General features: G+C 60.5%; 18 protein-coding genes. 14 read left to right on the top strand and 4 right to left on the bottom strand.

Features of this window, described 5'->3' with window-relative positions; genetic code table 11:
- The coding region (locus NW858_RS09575; RefSeq protein WP_414520381.1) for an energy transducer TonB at positions 1-642 on the top strand (642 nt) is incomplete at its 5' end.
- Positions 643-804: 162 nt separating this feature from the next.
- Positions 805-1,929, top strand: coding sequence for a glycine cleavage system aminomethyltransferase GcvT (gene gcvT, locus NW858_RS09570; RefSeq protein ID WP_414520380.1), 1,125 nt, complete (start codon positions 805-807; stop codon positions 1,927-1,929).
- On the opposite strand, the gene NW858_RS09565 is transcribed toward gcvT, so the two are convergent.
- Together NW858_RS09565 and NW858_RS09560 are read right to left on the bottom strand one after the other, a co-directional pair.
- Entirely contained in the window at positions 1,926-2,882 is a 957-nt protein-coding gene (locus NW858_RS09565) for a sigma-70 family RNA polymerase sigma factor (RefSeq protein WP_414520379.1), read from the bottom strand. The two genes, gcvT and NW858_RS09565, sit on opposite strands and share 4 nt — an antisense overlap.
- Positions 2,883-3,655: 773 nt before the next feature.
- Entirely contained in the window at positions 3,656-4,870 is a 1,215-nt protein-coding gene (locus NW858_RS09560; RefSeq protein WP_414520378.1) for a hypothetical protein, read from the bottom strand.
- Between the two features lie 239 nt (positions 4,871-5,109).
- Here NW858_RS09560 and ccsB point away from each other — a divergent pair, with 239 nt between their 5' ends.
- The 5 genes from ccsB to NW858_RS09535 all read left to right on the top strand — a co-directional run bounded on the left by ccsB (position 5,110) and on the right by NW858_RS09535 (position 11,467).
- Positions 5,110-6,120, top strand: a complete 1,011-nt coding sequence (ccsB, locus tag NW858_RS09555) for a c-type cytochrome biogenesis protein CcsB (protein WP_414335454.1) — start codon at positions 5,110-5,112, stop codon at positions 6,118-6,120.
- An 84-nt stretch (positions 6,121-6,204) separates the two neighbouring features.
- Entirely contained in the window at positions 6,205-6,588 is a 384-nt protein-coding gene (locus NW858_RS09550) for a LapA family protein (RefSeq protein ID WP_414520377.1), read from the top strand.
- An 88-nt stretch (positions 6,589-6,676) separates the two neighbouring features.
- The gene (gene tig, locus NW858_RS09545) at positions 6,677-8,287 is read left to right on the top strand and encodes a trigger factor (RefSeq protein ID WP_414335443.1); all 1,611 of its coding nucleotides are present in this window, start codon (positions 6,677-6,679) and stop codon (positions 8,285-8,287) included.
- Between the two features lie 221 nt (positions 8,288-8,508).
- Positions 8,509-9,978, top strand: a complete 1,470-nt coding sequence (locus NW858_RS09540; RefSeq protein ID WP_414520376.1) for a S41 family peptidase — start codon at positions 8,509-8,511, stop codon at positions 9,976-9,978.
- Positions 9,979-10,117: 139 nt separating this feature from the next.
- A complete protein-coding gene (locus NW858_RS09535; RefSeq protein WP_414335446.1) occupies positions 10,118-11,467 on the top strand; it encodes an adenylosuccinate synthase in 1,350 nt (449 codons plus the stop codon).
- Positions 11,468-11,482: 15 nt separating this feature from the next.
- On the opposite strand, the gene NW858_RS09530 is transcribed toward NW858_RS09535, so the two are convergent.
- A complete protein-coding gene (locus NW858_RS09530) occupies positions 11,483-12,244 on the bottom strand; it encodes a hypothetical protein (RefSeq protein WP_414520375.1) in 762 nt (253 codons plus the stop codon).
- A gap of 192 nt (positions 12,245-12,436) precedes the next feature.
- Between NW858_RS09530 and NW858_RS09525 the strand changes: the two genes are divergently transcribed.
- The 4 genes from NW858_RS09525 to NW858_RS09510 all read left to right on the top strand — a co-directional run bounded on the left by NW858_RS09525 (position 12,437) and on the right by NW858_RS09510 (position 17,517).
- Positions 12,437-12,922, top strand: coding sequence for an ureidoglycolate lyase (locus NW858_RS09525; protein ID WP_414349238.1), 486 nt, complete (start codon positions 12,437-12,439; stop codon positions 12,920-12,922).
- Positions 12,923-13,238: 316 nt separating this feature from the next.
- Positions 13,239-13,394, top strand: coding sequence for a hypothetical protein (locus NW858_RS09520; RefSeq protein ID WP_414520374.1), 156 nt, complete (start codon positions 13,239-13,241; stop codon positions 13,392-13,394).
- A gap of 16 nt (positions 13,395-13,410) precedes the next feature.
- Positions 13,411-14,580, top strand: a complete 1,170-nt coding sequence (locus NW858_RS09515) for a CAP domain-containing protein (RefSeq protein WP_414520373.1) — start codon at positions 13,411-13,413, stop codon at positions 14,578-14,580.
- Between the two features lie 393 nt (positions 14,581-14,973).
- Positions 14,974-17,517, top strand: coding sequence for a DNA gyrase/topoisomerase IV subunit A (locus NW858_RS09510; RefSeq protein WP_414520372.1), 2,544 nt, complete (start codon positions 14,974-14,976; stop codon positions 17,515-17,517).
- A gap of 36 nt (positions 17,518-17,553) precedes the next feature.
- On the opposite strand, the gene NW858_RS09505 is transcribed toward NW858_RS09510, so the two are convergent.
- Entirely contained in the window at positions 17,554-18,126 is a 573-nt protein-coding gene (locus NW858_RS09505; RefSeq protein ID WP_414349243.1) for a hypothetical protein, read from the bottom strand.
- Positions 18,127-18,344: 218 nt separating this feature from the next.
- Here NW858_RS09505 and NW858_RS09500 point away from each other — a divergent pair, with 218 nt between their 5' ends.
- The 3 genes from NW858_RS09500 (at position 18,345) to NW858_RS09490 (ending at position 22,199) form a co-directional block, all read left to right on the top strand.
- Entirely contained in the window at positions 18,345-19,220 is an 876-nt protein-coding gene (locus NW858_RS09500) for an SDR family NAD(P)-dependent oxidoreductase (protein ID WP_414520371.1), read from the top strand.
- 160 nt (positions 19,221-19,380) lie between these two features.
- Complete coding sequence (gene ftsH, locus NW858_RS09495) at positions 19,381-21,267, top strand: ATP-dependent zinc metalloprotease FtsH (protein ID WP_414509320.1); 1,887 nt, start codon at positions 19,381-19,383, stop codon at positions 21,265-21,267.
- Positions 21,268-21,386: 119 nt separating this feature from the next.
- Positions 21,387-22,199 carry a class I SAM-dependent methyltransferase gene (locus NW858_RS09490; protein ID WP_414334294.1) on the top strand — a complete coding sequence of 271 codons (813 nt, stop codon included), beginning with the start codon at positions 21,387-21,389 and terminating at the stop codon, positions 22,197-22,199.
- Positions 22,200-22,280: the final 81 nt, after the last annotated feature.

Here is a 22,280-nt window from a genome sequence, read left to right as displayed (position 1 = left end):
CCCCGACCCACTCCCACCCAGACCCCGCCGCCCGTGGCGGCTGCTCCTCCTGCCACGCCGGCTCCCACGCCTCCCCCCACCGCCGAGCCTCTACCCGTGCAGCCCAGCGAGCGGGCTTCGGATCTCAGCCAATTGCAGCCCGTTGCGCCTGCTCCCCAACCGCCGACGGAGGTTCTCCCTGCTGAGCGGCCCTCCGATGCTTCCCAGTTGGGGCCGCCCCTGAGCGCTTCCGCTCCCAGTGATGGGGCCGGGATCCAGGGCAGAGGAGCCAGCGGCTTGGCCAACCCCACCCAGTCGGCTCCCAACCCCCCCAGTGTGGCGGCGCGGGCCAATGTGGATTGGGGCCCTTGGCTGGCAGCTTTGCAACGGAAAGTGGAACAAAATTGGATCCCAGGGCAGACCGGCACTTCCCGCCGCACGGTGGTGATCTTCACCGTGGGTCGAGCCGGCGACCTACAGAGCATTCGCTTAGGGCGCACATCTGGCAGCCAACAAACCGACGACGCGGCACTGACAGCGGTCCAGAGAGCAGCTCCGTTTTTGCCCCTGCCTGAGGCCTACGAGGGCAACTCGGTGACGATCAACTTCACCTTCGACATCAACGTGTTGGGACAATTAACCGTAGGTGGATCGGCTAACTGACAACGGCCTCACGGTGCTGCCTCCCAAAGCGTCGCAGTAGAGCTGCAGGGATCGCTCCAGCTTGTCAATTGCGGATCATGGCAGGGACAGAAGGCACTGGACAAGCTCGGAGAATCGGCGACGGTGCGTTTATCCTAGTCCTTGATTCTTAGAGATCCGTTGATGGGCACAACTTCCCTGCAGCGCACCCCCCTGTTTCCCTTCCATCAAGCTCTGGGGGCGCGGTTTGTCTCCTTTGCCGGCTGGGAAATGCCCCTGCAGTACCAAGGGGTGGTGGCCGAGCATCGAGCGGTGCGGGAGCGGGCGGGCGTCTTCGACATCTCCCACATGGGCAAGTTCGAGCTCTGGGGGCCAGAGCTGGGATCCCACCTCAGCCGGCTGGTGCCCAGCGACCTGGCCGCCGTTCGGGCGGGATCCGCTCGCTACACGGTTTTGCTCAATCCGCTGGGGGGCATTGTGGACGATGTCATCTTCTACCGGCATCCACCGGAAGGGGAGCTGGAGCACTGGAGCCTGATCGTCAACGCGGCCACCCGCCACAAAGATAGGGAGTGGCTGCAGCAGCAGGGGATCCCTGGGCTGGAACTGCAGGATCACACCGAGTCCCAAGTGCTGCTGGCGGTGCAGGGGCCGGCAGCGGAAGAGGTCCTTCAGCCCTTTTTGGCGGGATCCCTGAAGGCTTTGCGCCGCTTTCAACACGGGCAGTTTGCTCCTCAAAAAGAGGGATCCTCAGGGACAAGGGTCTTTGTGGCCCGCACCGGCTACACCGGAGAAGACGGCTTTGAGATCTTGCTTAGCCCCCCAGAGGGCTGCTGGCTCTGGGAGCAACTGGTGCAGGCAGGAGTACAGCCCTGTGGCTTCGGCTGCCGCGATACCCTGCGCCTAGAGGCTGCTTTTTGCCTCTACGGTCAGGACATGGACGAGAGCACCACTCCCCTGGAAGCTGACTTGGGTTGGTTGGTCAACAATCCAGGGGACTACATTGGCAAGCTGGCCCTCGAACGTCAACGCGAGCAAGGGATCCCGCGTCGCCTGGTGGGGTTTCGCCTATTGGATCGAGCCATTCCCCGCAGCGGCTATGCCATCTACGCTCCCAACTCCCCTGAGCCGATCGGGCGGGTAACCAGCGGCAGCCATTCTCCTACCTTGGGCTACGGCATTGGCCTGGGATATGTGGATTCAACTTGGGCCAAGGTGGGATCCCGGCTGGAGATTGAGATTCGGGGCCAGCGCCGGCCCGCCGAAGTGGTAAAAAAGCCCTTCTACAGAGGGGCAGGCTCCAGTTAGCTTGGGGAGTTGAGCTGTCTGCCGGCCTTGGGGGTGGAGTATTCCTGCTGCAGCCGCCGCAATTTCCGCAGGGCCCGCCGCTCAATCTGTCGGACTCGCTCCCGCGAAAGACCGATGTGCTCCCCGATCTCCCGCAACGTCAGGCCCTTCGACCCATCCAGCCCATAGCGGGCCACAATTACCTGCTGCTCGCGTTCGCTCAGTTGGCCCACCAGAGCGCGCACCTCCTCGCAATGGGCAACCCGGTTCAGATGTTCGACCGGATCGTTGTCCTCGTCGGGGATAAAATGTTGCAGCTCGGTGCCGTCTTCGTCCCCTACTCCCACATTCAAAGAACGCATCTCCGCCATGTGGCGGGTGATCAGTTCGCGGTAGTTGTCGCCAATATCCAGCGAATCGAAAACTTCCTCTGCGGCAGGCCGGGATCCCCTTTCGGCGGACAGCTCGCGGTAGCGCCGCTTCACCTGGGAGACCTTCTCGTACATGTGGGCGGGCAGCCGGATCAGGCGCCCCTTGTTTTGGATGCCGCGGTTCACGCTCTGCCGGATCCACCAGGTGGCGTAGGTGGAGAACTTGTACCCCCGCGTGGGATCGAACTTTTCCACGGCGCGAGTGAGGCCGATGGTGCCCTCCTGAATCAGATCCAGAAAGGGCAGACCGCGGTTGCGGTAGCGCTTGGCAATCGACACCACCAGGCGCAGGTTGCACTCCACCATGCGCTTCTTGGCGGCTTCCCCCTGCCGCAGGATCTGCTGCAGCTCCTCTAAAGGGATCCCCAGCCGTTGGCTCCAATCCTCCAGCGACTCGTGCTGCCGCCGCTGCTCCAGAAGGGCCATCATCCGCTGCACTTGGTGGGCCAGACGCAGTTCTTCCTCGGCAGTGAGCAACGAGTAGCGCCCAATGATTTTTAAGAAACGCCCCACCGCATCTTGCAAGTCAAGACTTTCCGACATAGCAAACCCCACACCATAAATTCGTGTCCTGTCAGAATCTTCTCTTCTGCTGTCGCGTCAAGCTTTCTTCCCACTAGGAAGCCGACCTTGCTGCAAACAGCACCTTATTCATATCAGCACAAAAGCATTCTCGTAAAGGCTCTAACCTTAAAAAAATTGAGCTGATGCCGAGTGTTCGACTCACTAAATTTGTTGAGCCTGATTCACTAGACTCTACCAGTAGTGTATATTTTCCTATTTTGACGGACAGTAACCCCACGGCAAGGAATGCCGGAGAAATCAAGCATCTTATAAATCTAAGTTTAAAACCTAGATAGCCTGAGGAAAAATATTCTAGATTTTGGATGAGTTTTTAATTGCTAAATTGGATTTATTGGAGACAAGAAAAATTGTTTTTTATCTGATTCGTAGAACCGGAGATGGCTATTTTTGCTTGCGGGATCATCAGAAAAGCTTTAGTCGTTTCAAATGGCAATGAAACGGTTTGTGATGTCAATCTCTAACTCTCCTCCCCTAGAGGCAGAGAGGCTAAAGGTGAGGCGGGTTTCCCTTGGGAGAGAAGCCAGGAGCGCTTGGGAAGTGTCTCGACCGATTTGAAATGGCCATTACTTGGCAAGGAATAGAACAATTCATGGGTGCGCTTTTGGAACACCCTGAGGATGAGGACGACTTGCTGGGGAACAGGTCTGTGCCTCTATCCCCAAATCTAGTGGAAATTATCGTCGTTATTCGATTTTAGACACTAGCAGCGGAGTCGGGATTTTTGTATCACCCTATCGCTCAACTGAGAGGATCGGGCTGTGGAGTCCCGGCGGGAAAAGCCGCAACCCCTGCTGGCGCACGCGTTGCTCCTGCAGCGGGAGAGGAGTGATGCGCGGCAAAGGCGTAGCCTCAGGTTGAGGTGTTGGAGTGGGAGCAGGCGTAGGCAAGGGGCTAGGTGTTGGTTTCGGCGTGGCCACTACAGCCGCTGGGGTTGGCACAGCAGGTGTGACCTCAGCCGGGATCCCTTCTGAGGTGGGACGGGGACGCCGGAGTTGAAAGCGCGGCTGGCGACGTGGTGCAAGAGTGGGCGTCGGCTCTGGTGTAAGAGTGGGTGCCGGCGTTGATGTGGGTGTTGGTATTGGTTCTGGCGTCGGTGTGGGCTGGGGCTGCACAATGGCCAGGGCCTCTTCCGCTTTCAGCTCGCCGCGGATCAGCTTGGAGAGAGTGTCTTGGCCGCCGGGGGTGTAGGTGATCTCGCGGGCAGCGCTGTTGAACACGTTGCGGATGGGATCCCCTTTGCTGTCCACCAGTTCCACCACCATCACATTGCGACCGGGCCTCAAGCCCTTCAAGTAAAAAGACTCCCAGCGATCCAGCAGGCCAGATTGGCCGTTGAGGGTGTAGCGGATGCGCCAATCCCGCGGCAGGTCGGTCAGCAGACTCTCGCGTACCGGGGCGTTGGCCAGCCAAAAGTCCACCAGGATCGGCTCGGCACCGTAGCTGCCGGTGGGGCGGTTGTAGGTGAGCAAAGGCAGGTGCGGCTGCGGCACGTATTCCGGCGTAGGCGCTAGCACATGGAAGCTGACTTGGGCGTAGGCCTCGGAGTTTTTAAAGCTCTCGTGCCAGGGCTTGCCGGCAAACACCCGCAGAGTATGGGATCCCGGCTCCAAATCCTCAAAAACAAGGGGAGCATCGGCATCGTAATGGGCGATGTAGGGCCGGTTGTCCAGCACTACGTGCAAATGGGGGCCGAGGCCCAGTTGCGGATCCTTAAAAAGGGGGTACCCCTGCACTGCAAAGCGAACGGTTACTTGCCGCTCCGACAACACCTCACCCGGCTTAGGGCTGAGGATCTGCACCCGCGGACGGCAGTGCTCCAAGTGGGCATCCAGCTTGGCAATCTCCGGCGGCACTGGTACCCGCTCGAGCTGAGGTAGCTGTTCCTGGGGCTGTTCAGGCGGGGATCCACCGCAAGCGACCAGCACAAGAGCTGCCACCAGAGCCATCCACCATCCCCATCTCCAGGTTCTGGCCTTTCCCGCGTGTCCTTGCATGAGCCTCACATCCCAACACTTTCGGTATCCTGCCGAGCAGCAGATAAGCCATCCCCACATTACCAGCATGTGTCCTTTGGGGAAGATCCCCTCCCCCACCCTAGAATGGGATTAGCGGTCTGGCCCAAGCGGGGTCAGGAGAACTTTTGAGGTCAGGTATGGCTTGGTTGGCGATAACGGCTTTTGCAGGCTTGGATCTAGCTCAGTGGCAGGCTTTACTCAATAACATGGCCTTTGCTGTCTGTTTGGGGGCCATGCTGTTTTACTGGGGGGGGGCAGCGTTTCCCCAGGTGCAGCTTCTGTCTGAGCTGGGCTTGGCGGGGATGATCGGGGCAAACTTGACGATCGCCGCCCTGCTGACGGCCCGCTGGATCGATGCCGGCTATTTCCCCTTGAGTAACTTGTACGAGTCTTTGTTTTTCTTGGCCTGGGGGATCACCACCTTGCACCTGCTGGCTCTCCACTGGACTCGTAGCCGTTGGGTGGGGGTGACGACCGCCCCGCTGGCGACAGGCATTGTGGCCTTTGCCGCCCTGGCCCTGCCGGAAGATATGCAGGCGGCCCAACCACTGGTGCCGGCTTTGCAATCCAACTGGCTGATGATGCACGTAACTGTGATGCTGCTGGCCTACGCAGCCCTCTTGGTGGGATCCCTTTTGGCCATCACTTTTCTCATCGTCACCCGCGGCCAGGAAGTTCAGTTGAAGGGCAACTCCCTCGGCCTGCAATTTCGCCCCTCTCAGCCTGCAACCCACCCGGAATGGACAGAAGCCACCCTGCCATCTCCTGCTGCAGAACTGGTCTACGCCGGGATCCGCTCCCCCCGACCGGCTGAACCTCTTCCCCAACCGGCACCCAACGAAGCGATCGCTTGGCAACGGCTGAGCCTGGCGGAAATCTTAGACAACACCAGCTACCGGCTAATCGGGCTGGGGTTCCCGCTGCTCACCATCGGCATCATTGCCGGCGCCGTCTGGGCCAACGAAGCCTGGGGCACCTACTGGAGCTGGGATCCCAAAGAAACCTGGGCTTTGATTACCTGGTTGGTCTTTGCCGCCTATTTGCACGCCCGCATCACCAAAGGCTGGCAGGGCAGGCGCCCCGCCCTCTTGGCCAGCTTGGGCTTTGGGGTGGTTTGGGTGTGTTATCTGGGGGTGAACTTTCTGGGCAAAGGCTTACACAGCTATGGCTGGTTCTTCTGAGATCTCTCGGGCCAACAAATCAACCCCCGTTTGTGGGTATTCTGGTGCTGGCAAGCCGTCGTGGATCCCTCGAAGGAGAAAATCATGCAACTGTTCAACTACCTGATCCTGTTCTCGGCCCTCCTGGGAATCGCTCTTTTTGCCATGCAAAACGCCACCCCGGTCACGATTAACTTCGCCCCCGGAGTCAGCATCGAAAGCCCGCTGGTGATTGAACTGTTGGCTTCTGCCGGGATCGGGGCCGCCCTTGCCTGGCTGTATAGCCTCTGGATGCGTGTCCAGTTCAGCATCGAAGCCCGCGAAAAAAATCGGCAACTGCAGGAGAAGGAAGTCACCATCACCGAGCTCAAGGAAATGGTGGTGGAGCTGGAAGCAAAAGTCAAGCAACTGCCCCCCAGCAAGCGCGCCGAACCCCAAGAGGACATCCAGGAGGTGAAAGAAGTGACCACCGAGGGATCCCCTGCCTAGAACTGCCCCGTATGGATCCCGTCGATCCCCAAGCGGTTGGGGTACAATTGAACTTCTGCTTGCTTCTCTCACCAGCTCATCACTTCCTATGCAGGTCACACAAGAAAAACGCCCTGGCAGCCGGGTTGGCCTCAAAATCGTGGTAGAAGCCGACCAGGTGAAGCGCTCCTACGAAAAAACCTTGCGCCAACTGGAGCGGAATATCCAGATCCCGGGATTTCGCAAGGGCAAGGCCCCCCGCAACCTGGTGATGCGCCAGGTGGGCCGTGAGCGCATCATGGCCAGCGCTGTGGATGACTTGATCAACGAGGCCATCCAACAGGCCTTCCAGGAAACTCAGCTCACCCCCATCAGCCGCTTCGAGCTGGATGAGGAGGTGGGGCAGCTCTTGGCCCAGTTCAACCCGGAAGCCGATTTCAGCTTCTCAGGGTATGTGGAGGTGTACCCCGAAGCCCGCGTCGGCCAATACAAAGGTCTAACCGTCACGGCCACCCGCGTCACCGTCAAGCCCGAACAGGTCGACCAGCTCATCGACCGGTGGCGGGATCAGCGGGCCACCCTCCTGCCCGTAGAAGATCGGCCCGCCCAGTTGGGGGATGTGGTGGTGATCGATTTTCAAGCTCGCGACGCCGAGGGCAATCCCCTGGAGGAGATCGCCGCCCAAGACTTTCAGTTGGAGCTCAAAGAGGAGAACTTCATCCCCGGTTTTGTGGCGGGCGTTGTCGGCATGCAGCTCGACGAAACCAAGGAGATCACAGCCACTTTCCCCGACGATTACTTCAGAGAAGAGTTGGCTGGAAAAACGGTTACCTTCACCGTCCATCTGAACGAGATCAAAGCCAAAGAGCTGCCCGAGTTGAACGATGCCTTTGTACAGGAGATCAGCAACTTTCAGACGGTGTCCGAGCTGCGGGAACACCTGCAAAAGCGCCTCGAGCAAGATGCTCTGAGACAATCTGAGGAAAACCTGGAGACGGCCATCCTCAACGCCATTTTGGAAACCACCGAGGTGGATCTGCCGGAGACCCTAGTCGAGCAAGAAACGACACAACTGCTGGCCCAAAGCCTTCAGTCGCTGCAGCAGCAGCAAGGGGTCACGCCGGGAGAGATCCGCAAGCTCTTGTCCCAAATGCCGCCCGAAACCCTTAACCAGTTGATGGAGCGCTACCGGCCCGAGGCCATCAACCGGCTGCGGCGCACCTTGGCTCTCAGTGCCATCGTCCGGCAGGAGCAGATTGCCGTAGGCCCCAACGAATTGGAAGTCGAAGTGGAAGAGGTGATGGCGGCCTATGCCCAGCAAGGGCAGAAGCTGGATCGGGAGCGAGTACGCCAAGTCGTTCACGAAGATCTTCTGACCAACAAAGTGATGGCCTGGCTGAAGGCTCAGACCACAGTCAACTGGGTCGATGGCGAGGGGAATCCCACCCAGGCGCCCACTTCTTCGGCGAGCTCAGAACAGAGGGTTACAGTGCCAGAGGCGGAGTTCGAGTCCGAGGGGCCAGAGGCAGTGGCAGCCTCTTCAGAGACGGCCACGGACGCTGACGGAGAAGCGGCAGACGAACCGACTCTAGCTGTAGAAGTATCCCCTGCCGAAACTGTCTCCGCCTCTGCGGTCGGCTCGGAACTCGAAGTGACAACCCCGGTTGAGGAGACAGCAGAAAAGCCCAAGCCAAGCAAAAAGGGCAAAAAAGGCAAGTAAGCGAACAACCAGGTCTGTGCGGGGGGTTTTCTGACTGGAAACACTCTGCTCAAAAGAAGGGGGACGAGGCAGCCACATCTAGTGTTCTAAGATGCAAAAAATAGATATCTGACACCGCGGACAGTGGCAGAGGGAAGCGTTTGGGGTTTATCCTATTCGCAGCATCTGCAAGAGGCCAGGCCGCCATGAAGGGAGTTGCGCGTGCAATTGGAGCGGGGGGAATGGTCGTGGCACTTGCTGGGATCCTTCCCATCAGGGTGATGGGTCAGGCAGGCTTGCCGCCGGTGCCGGTCATCCCGTCTGTTGAGGGGCCGATGGTTGAGCCGGCTCCTTCCCCTCCTGAGAGCTCGCCTTCTCTCCCTTCTCCGCCAGTAGGCCAGGATCTGCGCTACTTAGTGGGACTGTTCATCAACGAGTCTTTGGGGGCGGGCAGCCAAGCGGCTGCAGTCAGTTACCACGACCTCTACACCCGCCTCTTGGCCCGCACCTACGGGGATCCCCGTCCCCCCATCGAGGTGGAGCAGGAGTTGATCCAAGAAATCTTGCGGGAGTATGGGGATCCTGCCGATCGGTTTTGGAATGCGCAAGCTTTTAAGGACTTGCTCAACCGCCCTCGCCCGCCCGTCCAGGCGCGTGGGATCGGCCCGCGCCGGGTTTATTTGGCGGTGCCGGAGCTCACCCCTGCCACCGCTCAGCAGATCCGCCAAACCCTCTACACCCAAGACTACAGCCAGGGCATAGTTCTCGATCTGCGCGGATCCGTGGGCTATGACCCGCAAGTGGTGGCAGATGTGGCCCGCCTGTTTTTGCCCCGCTCCATTCAACCGCTGCTGATTACCGAAGACCGCTTTGGGCAGCCCACCCTCTGGAACAGCGAAAATTTGCCCATTGCCGCCGGGATCCCGCTGGCGGTTCTGGTGGATGGCAACACGCGCCAGGGGGCCACCCTCTTGGCTGCCCAGTTGGGCTCCAGCGGTAGCACCCTTATTTTGGGGCAGCCCACCCAAGGCAGCGAGCGACAAACCCGCTTCTTTGCCCTTCCCTCCGGCGCGGCGGTGGAACTGGCCGTAGCCACCTGGAAAACGGGAGATGGTCGTTCCCTAGTGCAGGGTTTGGTGCCCTTGCAAAGGGTAGAGGGAGATGAGAACGCCTGGCTGAGTGCCGCCCTGGAAGCGCTGGCCCTGCCCCCTCGCCGCCCCAGCCCCCCACCCCGCCCCACCGTACTGGTTCAAGAGGGCCGTGTCGGCCGTTTTGTCCTAGGCATGGATACCCGCAACGTCGATACCCACCTCCTGGGCAATGTGGATCAGATCCCAGCGGCCTCTGGGGCCAACGTCTTTCAGCCCAACAGCGACCTGAAGATCTTTTACCTGCAAGATTACATCCTCTTTACCTACCGCCATCCGGGCATTGTGGATAGCTTTTTTGCCAACCGCATCTACACCACCCACCCAGAAGCTATGACCGGCGAAGGGATCCGCATGGGCTCCACCTACTCCGAAGTGATCGCCGTTTATGGTGGGCCCGGCGAGAACGGCTACAACGAGGTGGTGCCCTATCCCAAGGGAAGCCGAGAATATCTGCGCGACGATCGCTACTACGTCAACTACGATGCCTTGGGCCTGGCTTTTACCTTTGCGGCGGGATCCAACCAGGTCACTGCCATTGGCCTGTTCAAACCAGGGAGCTGAAAGGGGAAGGAAAAAGTTAATCGATTGTTAACGTTTTTGTCCCAAGACCTCAACATTGCCCCGAGCAATGCGGTAAATTAGTGCAGCAGCCCCCGCAAAGGGGATTTTTTGTGCCATCCACGGACTGTAGGAGAAGCTCTTGGCAAACGTTGTGGTTGTCGGTGCCCAGTGGGGCGACGAAGGAAAAGGCAAGATCACCGACCTCCTCAGTGAAAAGGCGCATGTGGTCGTCCGCTATCAAGGTGGGGTGAATGCAGGACATACCCTGGTGGTGGGGGGCCAAACCTTCAAGTTGCACCTGATCCCCTCCGGCATCCTCTACCCCGACAAACGCTGCATCATCGCCAGCGGCACGGTGATCGATCCTGAGGTGTTGCTGGCGGAGATCGACCAACTGCACCAACTGGGGATCTCCACCCACAACCTGTACATCGCCGAAACCGCCCACGTGACTCTGCCCTACCATCGTGTCATCGACGTGGCCGAGGAAGAGCGGCGCGGCATCTATAAGCTGGGCACCACCGGACGAGGCATTGGCCCCACCTATGCCGACAAGGCCGAGCGCATGGGCATCCGCGTCGTGGACTTGATGTACCCCGATCAACTGCGGGAACGCCTCAGTTGGGCCATTCCCTACAAGAACGTTTTGCTGGAAAAAATCTACAACCTGCCCCCGCTGGATCCCGAGCCGATCATCCAGCAATACCTGGCCTACGCCGAGCGGCTGCGTCCCTACGTTACCGACGCCGCCCTGCTGCTCACCCAAGCCATCGAAGATCGGGAGAACATCTTGTTTGAAGGGGCTCAAGGCACCCTGCTGGATCTCGACTACGGCACCTACCCCTACGTCACCTCCTCCCATCCCATTGCCGGTGGCGCTTGTATTGGCGCCGGGATCGGCCCCACCAGCATTGACCGGGTGATCGGGGTGGCTAAAGCCTATACCACCCGCGTTGGGGAAGGCCCTTTTCCCACCGAGCTCAAAGATGAGATCGGGGCGTACCTGGGGGCAACCGGCGCCGAATTTGGCACCACCACCGGACGACAACGGCGCTGCGGCTGGTTCGATGGCGTGATCGGGCGCTATGCGGTGCGGATCAATGGCTTGGATTGCCTGGCCATCACCAAGCTGGATGTGCTGGACGGCTTGGATGAGATCAAGGTGTGCGTGGCCTATGAGTACCAGGGGCGGGAGATCCGTCACTTCCCCAGCGATGCCCGTGTCTTTGCCCAGTGCAAGCCCATCTACGAAACCCTGCCCGGCTGGAAGTGCTCCACCAAAGACTGCCGCTCCATCCAAGACCTGCCCCCCGAAGCCCATGATTACCTGAAGTTTTTGGCGCAGTTGATGCAGGTACCGATTGCCATTGTTTCGCTGGGGGCCAGCCGCGAGCAGACGATTATTGTCGAAGATCCCATCCACGGCCCCAAACGTGCTCTTCTCTATCCCAACGGTGGCAAGCGCATCCACGCCCTCATGCCCGATTGAGGGAACTTGATATAACTACAAATCAAAAGTTGTTTCCTCTGGATTTTGAACTTTGTCTTGAGCTAGGTTTGCTTCTCGCTGCTGCAGTTGGCGGATTTGGGAGCGCACGTGGAGGGCAACTTGCAAAGCGGCGTCCAAAAGCCGCCCCTGCTCACCGGCCCGCTCCCTCACCTGCAGGGCGGTCAAAGCCGCCAGATTATCTCCGAAAAGCTCACTCTGCTGCTCGATCAGATCCTCGTTTTGCCGCAAAATCCGCTCGGTTTTCAGGGCGCGGATCAGATCTGTCCGCGTCAGCTTCAAAGCCTCGATTACTTCAGCCCGCTGGGCCAGCTTGACCTCGGGGTTGCCGGCTTCCACCAATTGGTCGTTGAGGTGGATGGCTTGGATGATCCGGTTGTAGCGATCTACTTCCTCCAGCAAGTTCAACAGCAGCGGCAGGCGGCGGCTGCGGAAAATCCAATAGGCTTGGCCCAAAGCGGCAATGGCTGCCAGGATCCCCCATTCCACCAGCCAAGTGCGCCAACTGCTGTACAGGCCGGGGATCCAGATCCGCCCCAGCAAGGTCAGCAGGGATCCCCCTGTCCAAAAGGTCAAGAAACGGCAGAAGAGATCCAGCACCAACAACAGGCGCAGCAGATCCCAGAAGGCGGAGAACTGGCGCAGCCAATCTTTCCAGCGGCGGACGGGCCGAGGTCGGTACAGCCAAGCTACGGGCACCCCAGAAAGACTTTGCACTTGAAAAGGAGAAATGACCAGCTCCTGTAAATCCCGCCGCATCGCCATTGCCGAGTGTTACAAATTTCTCCCATTTTACTGAGACTGTTCTCCGGAAGGAGACTACCGGCAAATCTGGGTAAGATTAAGATCTGCTCTGCTATTTGGGTCTTCACGACCTTGTGCCGGCAGCAGGTGGGGATCGGCTTGCGGAGCAACAACGGGTACAGCTTTGGGAAAGAGGAGACAAACAGGGTGAGCAGTCAACTGCGCCAACTGAAGGCCCATCTCGCTGAACCGGAAAACTTTGCCCTCTACGGGCAGGTGATCTATCCTACTCCTGACGACAAACCCTTCGACGGCCAAGATGCCCAGTTGGTTTTGAATCAGGGGCAACCCCGCTTCTACCTTATGCGCTTGCCCCGCCGTGGCCTTCGGTTCACCCAAATAACTCACCACACCCGTTGCACCCAGTGTCTGGGATCCCTGCACGGCAAGGAGTGGTTTATCGCCGTCGCGCCGCCTGCCGACGAGCTGCAAGTGGATGAGATTCAAGCTTTTCGGGTGCCCGGCGACCGCTTTATCAAACTGGAAATGGGCACCTGGCATGCCGGCCCCTACTTCGACCACGAGGAGTTTATCGATTTCTACAACCTGGAGCTGGCCGACACCAACCTCACCGACCACGAGACAATCAACCTGCTCCAGACTTACAATCTGGAGTTTCAGATCATCCCTTGAGAAAGGGATCCCTTCAGGCAGATGATGGGCAAATCATGTCAACGTGAGCAGTCCGATTTAGCGGCAAAAAGCAGATTCATCCACGCAATCTTTACGCTTGGGCGCAAAAAGAGGTACGCGGATCCGTCGCAGCACTAATGGTGGCGATGGAGAATGAGCTTAGGCTCTATCTCTAGTGGGTGAGGCCCAGTTGGGTCGGCATTCCTTGCCCTGTTCTCAGGTTCTGCTCTTGTCGGCACAAGCCCTGGCACGGCGACCGGTTTGGCCAGGTGATAAAACAGGGTCAAGCTCGGTACTGTTTTGGAGATCTGCTGCGATGGCCGCACTCCAACCCACCCAATTGACCCGCCAGCTCTCGGGGGCCCTGGCCCTGTTCCTGTGCCTGGGGCTGCTGTCTGCCTGCGACGAGGGTAGCAGCAGCACCGTCAGTCCCCCCAGCCTCACGCCCACTCCCACCCCCGCCAGTCGGTAAGCCTACAGGATCTTGCATGCCTTGGCAGCGGCTGCCCAGTTTGCAGCAAGTCTGGGCAGGGGTGGTTTTGAGTCTGCTCTGCCTTGTTCTGTTGGCCGCCTGCGGCGGCAGGGGGGAGGGATCCCTTACTGCGGTGGGGCCCCCGCCGGCGGGGGAGCTGCCCATCGCCAGCTTCATGTGCCAGTTGGATCGCCAGACCCGCACCTTTGCCGGCCCTATCTATGCCGAGCAGCCGCAAGTTGCCACTTGTGATCCCGGTCGCCTCACCCCGGCAGCAGCCCAGAAGATGATGGATCGGCTGAACTTTCTGCGGCTGTTGCACGAGTTGCCGCCGGTGGAGCTCAATCCCGAGTTCTTGGAGGCCGCTCAGCAAGCGGCGCTGCTGCAGGTGGCCAATGGCGCCCTCAGCCACGAGCCACCCCCCTCTTGGCGTTGCTTCACTCCTGCCGGGGCGGCGGGATCCCGCTTTGGTAACTTGGCGATCGGCCCGATTCTGGAGCTGAACGGCCCCGACCCAGGGCGGGTGCTGGCGCGCCAGGTGGACATCTACTTTGCCGAGCCGGGCCGGGAAAACTTCGTGGACGTGGGGCATCGCCGCTGGAACCTCTATCCCCAATATGCCCAAGGCGCCTACGGCATCGTCTTTGACCCGCGGGCCGGACGGGTGACCCAGGCCAATGCCAATTGGATCTTCGGTTTTGACGAGTCGGTGCCGGATCCAGAGTTTATTGCCTTCCCGGAGAGGGACGGCTATCTCTACCGTCTGGAGGGATTTTCCGGCCAGCCCTTATCTGCCTACCGCTGGTCTTTCTCGCTGCCCAGCCGCGGCGGCCTGTCTGACCTCAGCCAAGCCCAAATCCGCATCACCGATGCCCTCACCGGCGAACTGGTGCCTGTTGGAGATATCCGGGTTGGGGATCCCGCCTTTGGCCTGGAAACCCTCACCTACTCGGTGGGATCCGTTCAGCCCAATCGCCCCTATCTCTTTGAGATCAGCGGCATCCGCCTCAAGGGTGGGCCGCCGCGCACCTATCGCTACACCACCACCCTCTACGACTGCGACCCTCAGGCTCCGCAAAGGCCCGCACCCCTGACCGAAGGGCTGGGGATCCCACCCCGTCTGCTCTGGCAGATGGAGCCTTTCAACTCTGCCAACCCTCTCAACAACTACAGTCATTTCAAATAGTCGTGAAACAGTTCGTCGCGCCGTTATTGCTACGCAATGCTGTCGCAGTTCGCCGCTCTAACTCCCCTCTCCCTTTGGGAGAGGGGCCGGGGGTGAGGGAGCTGTCTCAAGCTAGCCTGGAACGACTATATCTCGACTAGAAGTGAGAAGAAAAAGCCCAACCAAGTAGCGCCAGATCCTTGCCGAGAATCCTTCCTTTGCCGGCAAAAGTGCAAACTCCGCTAGATTGAAAACCCCAAGCTGACTGGCCGGCCTAGGAGGGACAGAGCTACGCCCATTGATACGCCAACAAACAACGGCTAGCAACAGGCTGGCCTTGAGAATGGGATCCCACCTCGCAAGGGCCAAAGAAACGGCTACAGTAACCTGGAAAGCGTTCCGCTCGGGTTTGCCATGACTCAGCAACTCACTCTCGACGGACTGGGATCTGGATCGGGTAGGGGATCCCGTTCAGGGCGGGTGATCGCTACCGATTTGCAGGGGGAGATGCAACGCTCCTACCTGGAATACGCTATGAGCGTGATCGTGGGGCGGGCCTTGCCGGATGTGCGGGATGGCCTCAAGCCGGTGCATCGCCGCATCCTCTACGCCATGCACGAGCTGGGCCTGATGCCGGATCGCCCCTACCGCAAGTGTGCGCGGGTGGTGGGGGACGTGCTGGGGAAATATCACCCCCACGGGGATCAGGCGGTCTATGACGCGCTGGTGCGCATGGCGCAAGACTTTTCCAGCCGCTACCCCCTGGTGGCGGGGCACGGCAACTTCGGCTCGGTGGACGACGATCCGCCGGCGGCCATGCGCTACACCGAGTGTCGGCTGGCGGAGCTGAGCCACACGGCCCTTCTGCAGGGGATCTCCGAAGAAATTGTGGACTTTATGCCCAATTTCGACGGATCCCAGGCGGAGCCCACCGTTCTACCGGCCCGCCTGCCCATCCTGCTCCTCAACGGCTCTGCCGGCATTGCCGTGGGCATGGCCACCAACATCCCGCCCCACAACCTGGGAGAAGTCGTGGACGGCCTGCTGGCTTTGATCGACCATCCCGATCTCAGCCCTGAAGAGCTGTTGCGCTGGATCCCAGGGCCGGACTTTCCCACCGGCGGCCAAATCGTTGATAGCCAAGGGATCCGCGAGGCCTACCTCAGCGGGCGCGGCTCCATCACCCTGCGGGGAGTGGCCCGCTTTGAGGAGATCCAGCCGGGCAGAGGACGCCACCGCCGGCCCGCCCTGGTTATCACCGAGTTTCCCTACCAGGTGAACAAAGCCGCCTGGCTCGAGAAGGTGGCAGAGTTGGTCGCCCAAGACCGCCTCAGCGGCATTGCCGACTTGCGGGATGAGTCGGATCGCAGCGGCATTCGCGTGGTGGTGGAGCTGAAGCGGGAGGCCAACCCGCAGGCAGTTCTGCAGCAGTTGTACAAGCTCACCCCCCTGCAGAGCACCTTTGGGGTAATCCTGTTGGCCCTGCTGGAGGGAAAACCCCAGCAGCTCAGCTTGAAGCAGATTTTGCAGCACTTTTTGCAATTCCGCGAGGCCACTCTCAACCGGATGTTTCGCGCCGAACTGCAGCGGGTACAGCGCAAAGCGGAAGAGGTGGCGGGGATGGTGCTGGCCCTGGCCGATCTGGAGGGGGTGATCGACCTGCTGCGGCAAGCCCCCGATAGCGCCACGGCCAAAGCCCAACTGCAAACTCGCCTGGGCTGCACCCCCCAACAGGCGGAGACAATCTTGGCCATGCCCCTGCGCCGCCTGACAACCTTGGAGCGGGAGCGCCTGCACCAGGAGCAGGCCGAGCTGCAGGCCCGCATCCTCGAATTGCAGGGGCTGCTGGAAGATCGCCGCAAGCTCTTGAATTACCTGAAAAAAGAGCTGCGCCACTTGAAGAAAACTTTTGTCGACCGGCGCCGTACCCAGATCCTTTCGGAAGCCGAGCTGGAGGCAGAACAGGCCCAGATCCCCAGTGGCAAAGTCGGCGAAGACACCCGCTTCCTGCTGCAACTTACCCGCAAAGGCTACGTGCGCCGCCTGCCTCTGCCTGGGCCTCGCTCCCGCAGCAATCCGGCGCAACGGGAATTGGGAGAAGATGTTCTGGTCGGCCTGGAATGCGTGACCCCAGAGCAGGAAATCTTGGTGCTCACCGCCAGCGGCAAAGCTTTCACCGTGCCCAGCGAAGGGATCCCCCTCAGCACCGGCTCCTCGCGGGGGGTACCTCTGGTCACCCTTCTCCCCAACCCCGAGCCGATCGTTGCCACCTTCCCGTTGGATCCTGTTCGCGTCAGCGGTGCGGAGCACTCTCCCGGCGAGGCCAGCCTGGTGGTGCTCAGCCGGCAGGGGCGGATCAAGCGGGTGGCCCTGGCGGAGCTGACGGGCCTTAGCCAACGGGGATCCACCGTCCTGAAACTCAAAGAAGGGGACGAGCTGGGCTGGGCGGCCCTTTGGCATCCCGGCCACCAAGGCTACAGCGTTGTCCTCGCCACCTCCGCCGGGCGGGTGCTGCGGCTGGATGCCGAACAGATCCCCTTGATGGGTCGGGCAGCTATGGGATCCCTAGCCCTACGTTTGGGGCGCACAGAACAGATCGCCGGTATGGCGTTGCTGCCCCCGCAAGGGATCCTGATTTTGGCCAGTCGGTCGGGCTATCTGAAGCGGCTGCCTCTGGGCGAGATACCCATCCTGGAGCAGGGTAAAGTGGGCGTGTCAGCCTTTCACTTCTCCAACAAAGGGGATGGCTTGGTGGGCTTGGTGGGTTTCCCCCCCGATCTGGCGGCGCACCCCCATCTGCAAGTCGATGTGATCACGGAGTCCGAACGGGTACACTCCTTCTCTCCTGAGGAAATTCCCCTGCAAGGCCGGTCCGGCGGCGGCTCCCTGTTGGTCAAGGGGGAGCAGGTTAGGGAGTTGCGCCTGTTTTGGCCCCAGCCGGAGGGCGGGATTGGATAGCTCTGGAGCTTTCGGGGAAGGCAGAAGTCTGGGTTGCTAGGACAGAGGGCCATCCCCAGGCGAGGCAGAATCAGGCGGCTGGGAGCCGGGATCTGGCGCTTCGGGGTGGCGGACAGGCTTGGGAAGGGTGCCGCCCGACTTGAGAACCAGGCAGCGCACGGTTTGGTGCAGTTCCTCCAGCAAAATGCCGATGGCGGAGCGGAAGTCGCGGTGGTCATCCCGCATTTGCTCCAGAATGGCGCGGATGACTTCCTTACAGTCCTTCAGGATGTGCTGCTGCTGGGCGATGATCTGCACCAGTTCGCTTTGTTCCTTGAGCAAATCCCGCAGACAAGAGCGCAGCTCGTCCACCTGGCTTTGCCAAAAGGCTTGCCCCTCCCGCAACTCCATCACGCTGGTGCGCAAGTCGGCCGTGGCATCGCGCAGGGCTTCGCTGTGGCGGCGCTCGGCCTCCAGTTGTCGCTGCTGTTCTTGCTGCTGTTGGCGTAGCTCAGAGTTGGCCTGTAAGTTAGCCTCCGCTGCCCTGAGCAATTGAGCCAACCGAGCCTCGGTAACCGCCCCCGGCAACGGAGCTCGACCTCGGCCAACTCGCCTGCGGAAGTACTTCACAGTCGCTGCATCCTACCCGCAACTCGCTACTTCACACCCGAAGACACCCGCCCAAGAAGAACTCGTCCGTCGAGCTCTACCCTAGCCGTTTCCCGGGTTCATCTAATCATAGCCACAATACCGGGTGCCGAATACGGAAACTCCAAGGGCGGGGTTGCCCCTCTCCAGGGATCCCGGAAATCCTTCTAGGATGGAAAAAGTTTGCAGGAAAGAAAGCCATGCCTTCACTTGCCAATCAGGTGGTGCTGATCACCGGAGCCTCTGCCGGCATTGGAGAGGCCGTTGCCCTGGAAGCGGCCAAACGCGGGGCCCGCTTGGTGCTGGCGGCCCGCCGAGAGGGGCTGCTACAAAACGTCAAGGACTTGGTGGAGAAGCAGGGGACAGAAGCGCTGGTGGTGCCCACCGACATGGCCGATACGGCCCAGGTGGAGGCGCTGGCCCAAAAGGCTCTGGATCGCTTTGGCCGGGTGGATATCCTGGTGAACAACGCCGGCTATGGCCAGATGGGGCCGGTGGAAGAGGTGGATGTGGCGGCGATGCGACGCCAGTTCGAGGTCAACGTGTTTGGCCTGCACGCCCTCACCCGCGCCCTCTTGCCCCAAATGCGGGAACGAGGCAGCGGCCGCATCCTCAACCTCAGCTCGGTGGCTGGCCAGATGTCGATGCCTTTCAGTGGGGTTTACAACGCCACTAAGTTTGCCGTGGAGGCCCTCAGCGACGCCCTGCGGGTGGAAGTGGCCCCCTTCGGCATCAAGGTTATCTTGATCGAGCCGGGGCCGGTGGTCACTGAGTTTGGCCGCGTGGCAAAAGAAGCCTTTGCTGCTGTTGTCAACCCAAATGGCCCCTACAAGGCGATCTTGGACAAAACTGCCGATCTGGCCAGCTCGTTCAACAAAATGGCCTGGCCGGTGGAGAAGGTGGTGGAGCCGATCCTGAGAGCCATGACGGATCCCCACCCTTCCGACCGCTACACTGCTTTCACCGGTGGCAAGGTGGCGCTGGGGCTGATGCGGCTGCTGCCCGCCGCTCTGGCCGACCAAATGTGGCGGCGGGTCTATGGGCTGGATCGGCTGGGATCCTCCGGCTCGGCCTAGTTGCAGGGGATCATCCCACTCCGGCAGGGATCCCCATCAGCAAGATCTCAAGTTCATTGGAGTTGGAGATCTCATCGAGGCCAGGGCAGGGTTGTGTCTTCCAGGATGGACAGGTTAAGTTTGTTAAAGGACTTTTAATCACCGGGTGTTCCTCTTCCTTATGAACAAGCCTCTATCTGCCCAGCGCTGGTTGATCGCCCTTGTGCTGGGCCTTTGTCTCTGGCAGGGATCTGGTCTGGTTCCTGCCCACGCTGCCCTGGCCTCTGCCCTCACCTACGATCGCTTTTTGCGCTACGTCGAGGAGGGGCGGGTTACCGATGTGCGCCTCACGGACAACAACCTGGTTGCCGAAGTTACAGCTGTCGATCCGCAGACACAGCATTCCACCCGCTACCGAGTGAACCTGCTGCCCAACACCGTGCCGCAACTGGTGGATCGCCTCACCGAGCAGGGGATCGAGGTGGCCGTGGTGCCCACCCGCGACGGCAGCGCCTTCTGGGCGATTTTGGGCAACCTGATCATCCCGGTGCTGCTGTTGGGGGGGCTGTTCTTGTTCCTGCGGCGCGCCGGTGGGGGAGCGGGCGGCCCCGGGCAGGCGATGAACTTCGGCAAGTCGCGGGCCCGCTTCCAGATGGAAGCCAAAACCGGTGTTAAGTTCGACGATGTGGCCGGGATCGAAGAGGCCAAAGAAGAGCTGCAAGAGGTGGTTACCTTTCTGAAGAAGCCGGAGCGCTTCACCGCGGTGGGGGCCAAGATCCCCAAAGGCGTGTTGCTGGTGGGGCCGCCGGGGACGGGTAAAACCCTCTTGGCCAAAGCCATTGCTGGCGAGGCAGGGGTGCCCTTTTTCAGCCTTTCCGGCTCTGAGTTTGTGGAGATGTTTGTCGGGGTGGGGGCCTCTCGCGTGCGGGATCTCTTCAAGAAGGCCAAGGAGAATGCTCCCTGTATCATCTTCATCGACGAGATCGACGCGGTGGGCCGACAGCGGGGGGCCGGCATCGGCGGTGGCAACGACGAACGCGAGCAAACCCTGAACCAGTTGCTCACGGAGATGGACGGCTTTGAGGGCAACACCGGCATCATCGTGATTGCGGCCACCAACCGCCCGGATGTGTTGGATGCGGCTCTCCTGCGTCCGGGGCGGTTTGACCGCCAGGTTACGGTAGATCGGCCCACCTTTAAGGGGCGCTACGAGATCTTGCGCGTGCATGCCCGCAACAAAAAGTTGGCAGAAGAGGTCAGCCTGGAGGCCATTGCCCGCCGCACTCCCGGCTTTGCTGGTGCGGATCTGGCCAACCTGCTCAATGAGGCAGCCATTTTGGCGGCCCGCCGTCAGCGCATGGCCATCACCAACCAAGACATCGACGATGCCATCGACCGCATCACCATCGGCCTGACCAAGCCGCCGCTATTGGACGGCAAGAGCAAGCGCCTGATCGCTTACCACGAGTGCGGCCATGCTCTGCTGATGACGCTGCTGCCCCATGCGGATCCCTTGAACAAGGTGACGATTATTCCTCGTTCCGGCGGCGCGGGTGGCTTTGCCCAGCAACTGCCCAACGAAGAGCAGATCGACTCCGGCATGTACAGCCGCGCTTGGCTGTTGGATCGGGTGGTTGTGGGCTTTGGCGGTCGGGCGGCTGAGGAGATCGTTTTCGGCTACTCGGAAGTGACCACCGGAGCCAGCAACGACCTGCAGCAGAACACGAATCTGGTGCGGCAGATGGTGACCCGCTTTGGCATGTCCGAGCTGGGGCCGCTGATGTTGGATCCGCCCAACAACGAGGTATTCTTGGGCGGCGGCTGGATGAACCGCGTCGAGTACTCCGAGGACGTGGCCGCCAAGATCGACCGCCAGGTGCGGCAGATCCTGGAGAGCTGCTACCAGAAAGCCAAGCAAATTTTGTTGGAACACCGCGTTCTGCTGGATCGCCTGGCCGATACTTTGGTAGAGCGGGAGACGTTGGATGGGGACGAGTTCCGGGCGATTGTCTCAGAGTATGTGCCCATCCCAGAGAAGATCGGCTTGCCCAGTCCAAAGTTGATCTGAGGGATCCTCTCTAGATGGTTGGTCTGGGGTGTTGCATGGATTAACTTGGGAGGGCGGTTGTTGGGGGTTGGATCCCGGCGGCTGCCCTCTTTGCCTTACGGGTTGCGTTGGGCTGTCTCATGCTCTCTGCTTTGCCGGTTCACCTCTACCGCTGCCTGAGCTGTGGTCAAGACGGGCTGAACCTGTCACCGGGACGTGAGCCGGGATCCGCGGCGGATCGGGTTTACTGTCCCAGTTGCGGGCAAATTTACCCCATCACCGCCTTTGGAGCGGTGGATTTTTTGGCCACCTTGCCGGACTGGCCGCTCACTCCCGCTCAGGCCATTGCCCATCTGCCCGGGTTTGCCTGGGGCTACGATCGCCTCTGGCGGCCTTGGGCACTGTCGCTGTTGTCGGGAGAGAGCTTCGGCAGCGAGCGGGAAGGCCAATTGCTGGCGGAACTGGTGGGCGAGGCGGATCCCGTCTTGGACTTGGGCACGGCAGGGGGGTACTGGAGCCGCTTGCTCCTGGCCAGGGATCCGCAGCGGACGGTGATCGGCTTGGACAATGCGGCAGGGGTATTGGCCGAGGCAGCCCAACAGGCGCAGCCCCACTGGCAGCGCTACAGCCTGGTGCGGGCCCGAGCCGAACAGCTTCCCCTCGCCTCTGGAACGTTTGGGGCGGTGATCAGCGGCGCCACCCTGAACGAAGTGCCTTTGCATCCCTGTCTGCGGGAAGTTGCCCGTGTTTTGCAACCGGGAGGGGTGTTTGTCTCGATGCACAGCCAGCAGGTGCAGGGATGGGGGCAGATGGTGCAGCGGTGGTTGGAAGCAAGCGGCCTTCGGTTTTTCTCAGAAACCCAGTTGCGTGAGCACTTTCAGCAGGTGGGGTTGCACCTGGAGCGCTATCTCAGCCTGGGTTGGGTGGCCTTTGTGCGGGCGCTGCGCTCCTAACCGACCATGTAGATCCCTTGCCGCTCTATCCCTTTTTTATAGCAAGCAGTTATGGAATAGCTTGCTGGTTGATCTCTAGCT

The sequence above is a fragment of the Synechococcus sp. H55.10 genome, from assembly GCF_047502715.1.
GTDB lineage: Bacteria > Cyanobacteriota > Cyanobacteriia > Thermostichales > Thermostichaceae > Thermostichus.
The sequence above is the reverse complement of the archived record's forward strand: the minus strand, read 5'-3'. Positions and strand labels throughout refer to the sequence as shown.

Bases quoted from the DNA above. Each gene is read 5' to 3' on its own strand.
- ftsH (WP_414509320.1), top strand. From the start codon at position 19,381: ATGAACAAGCCTCTATCTGCCCAGCGCTGGTTGATCGCCCTTGTGCTG.
- NW858_RS09515 (WP_414520373.1), top strand. From the start codon at position 13,411: ATGCCTTGGCAGCGGCTGCCCAGTTTGCAGCAAGTCTGGGCAGGGGTG.
- tig (WP_414335443.1), top strand. From the start codon at position 6,677: ATGCAGGTCACACAAGAAAAACGCCCTGGCAGCCGGGTTGGCCTCAAA.
- NW858_RS09510 (WP_414520372.1), top strand. From the start codon at position 14,974: ATGACTCAGCAACTCACTCTCGACGGACTGGGATCTGGATCGGGTAGG.
- NW858_RS09565 (WP_414520379.1), bottom strand. From the start codon at position 2,882: ATGTCGGAAAGTCTTGACTTGCAAGATGCGGTGGGGCGTTTCTTAAAA.
- NW858_RS09500 (WP_414520371.1), top strand. From the start codon at position 18,345: ATGCCTTCACTTGCCAATCAGGTGGTGCTGATCACCGGAGCCTCTGCC.
- NW858_RS09530 (WP_414520375.1), bottom strand. From the start codon at position 12,244: ATGCGGCGGGATTTACAGGAGCTGGTCATTTCTCCTTTTCAAGTGCAA.
- NW858_RS09490 (WP_414334294.1), top strand. From the start codon at position 21,387: ATGCTCTCTGCTTTGCCGGTTCACCTCTACCGCTGCCTGAGCTGTGGT.
- NW858_RS09550 (WP_414520377.1), top strand. From the start codon at position 6,205: ATGCAACTGTTCAACTACCTGATCCTGTTCTCGGCCCTCCTGGGAATC.
- gcvT (WP_414520380.1), top strand. From the start codon at position 805: ATGGGCACAACTTCCCTGCAGCGCACCCCCCTGTTTCCCTTCCATCAA.
- NW858_RS09520 (WP_414520374.1), top strand. From the start codon at position 13,239: ATGGCCGCACTCCAACCCACCCAATTGACCCGCCAGCTCTCGGGGGCC.
- NW858_RS09560 (WP_414520378.1), bottom strand. From the start codon at position 4,870: ATGGCTCTGGTGGCAGCTCTTGTGCTGGTCGCTTGCGGTGGATCCCCG.
- NW858_RS09540 (WP_414520376.1), top strand. From the start codon at position 8,509: ATGGTCGTGGCACTTGCTGGGATCCTTCCCATCAGGGTGATGGGTCAG.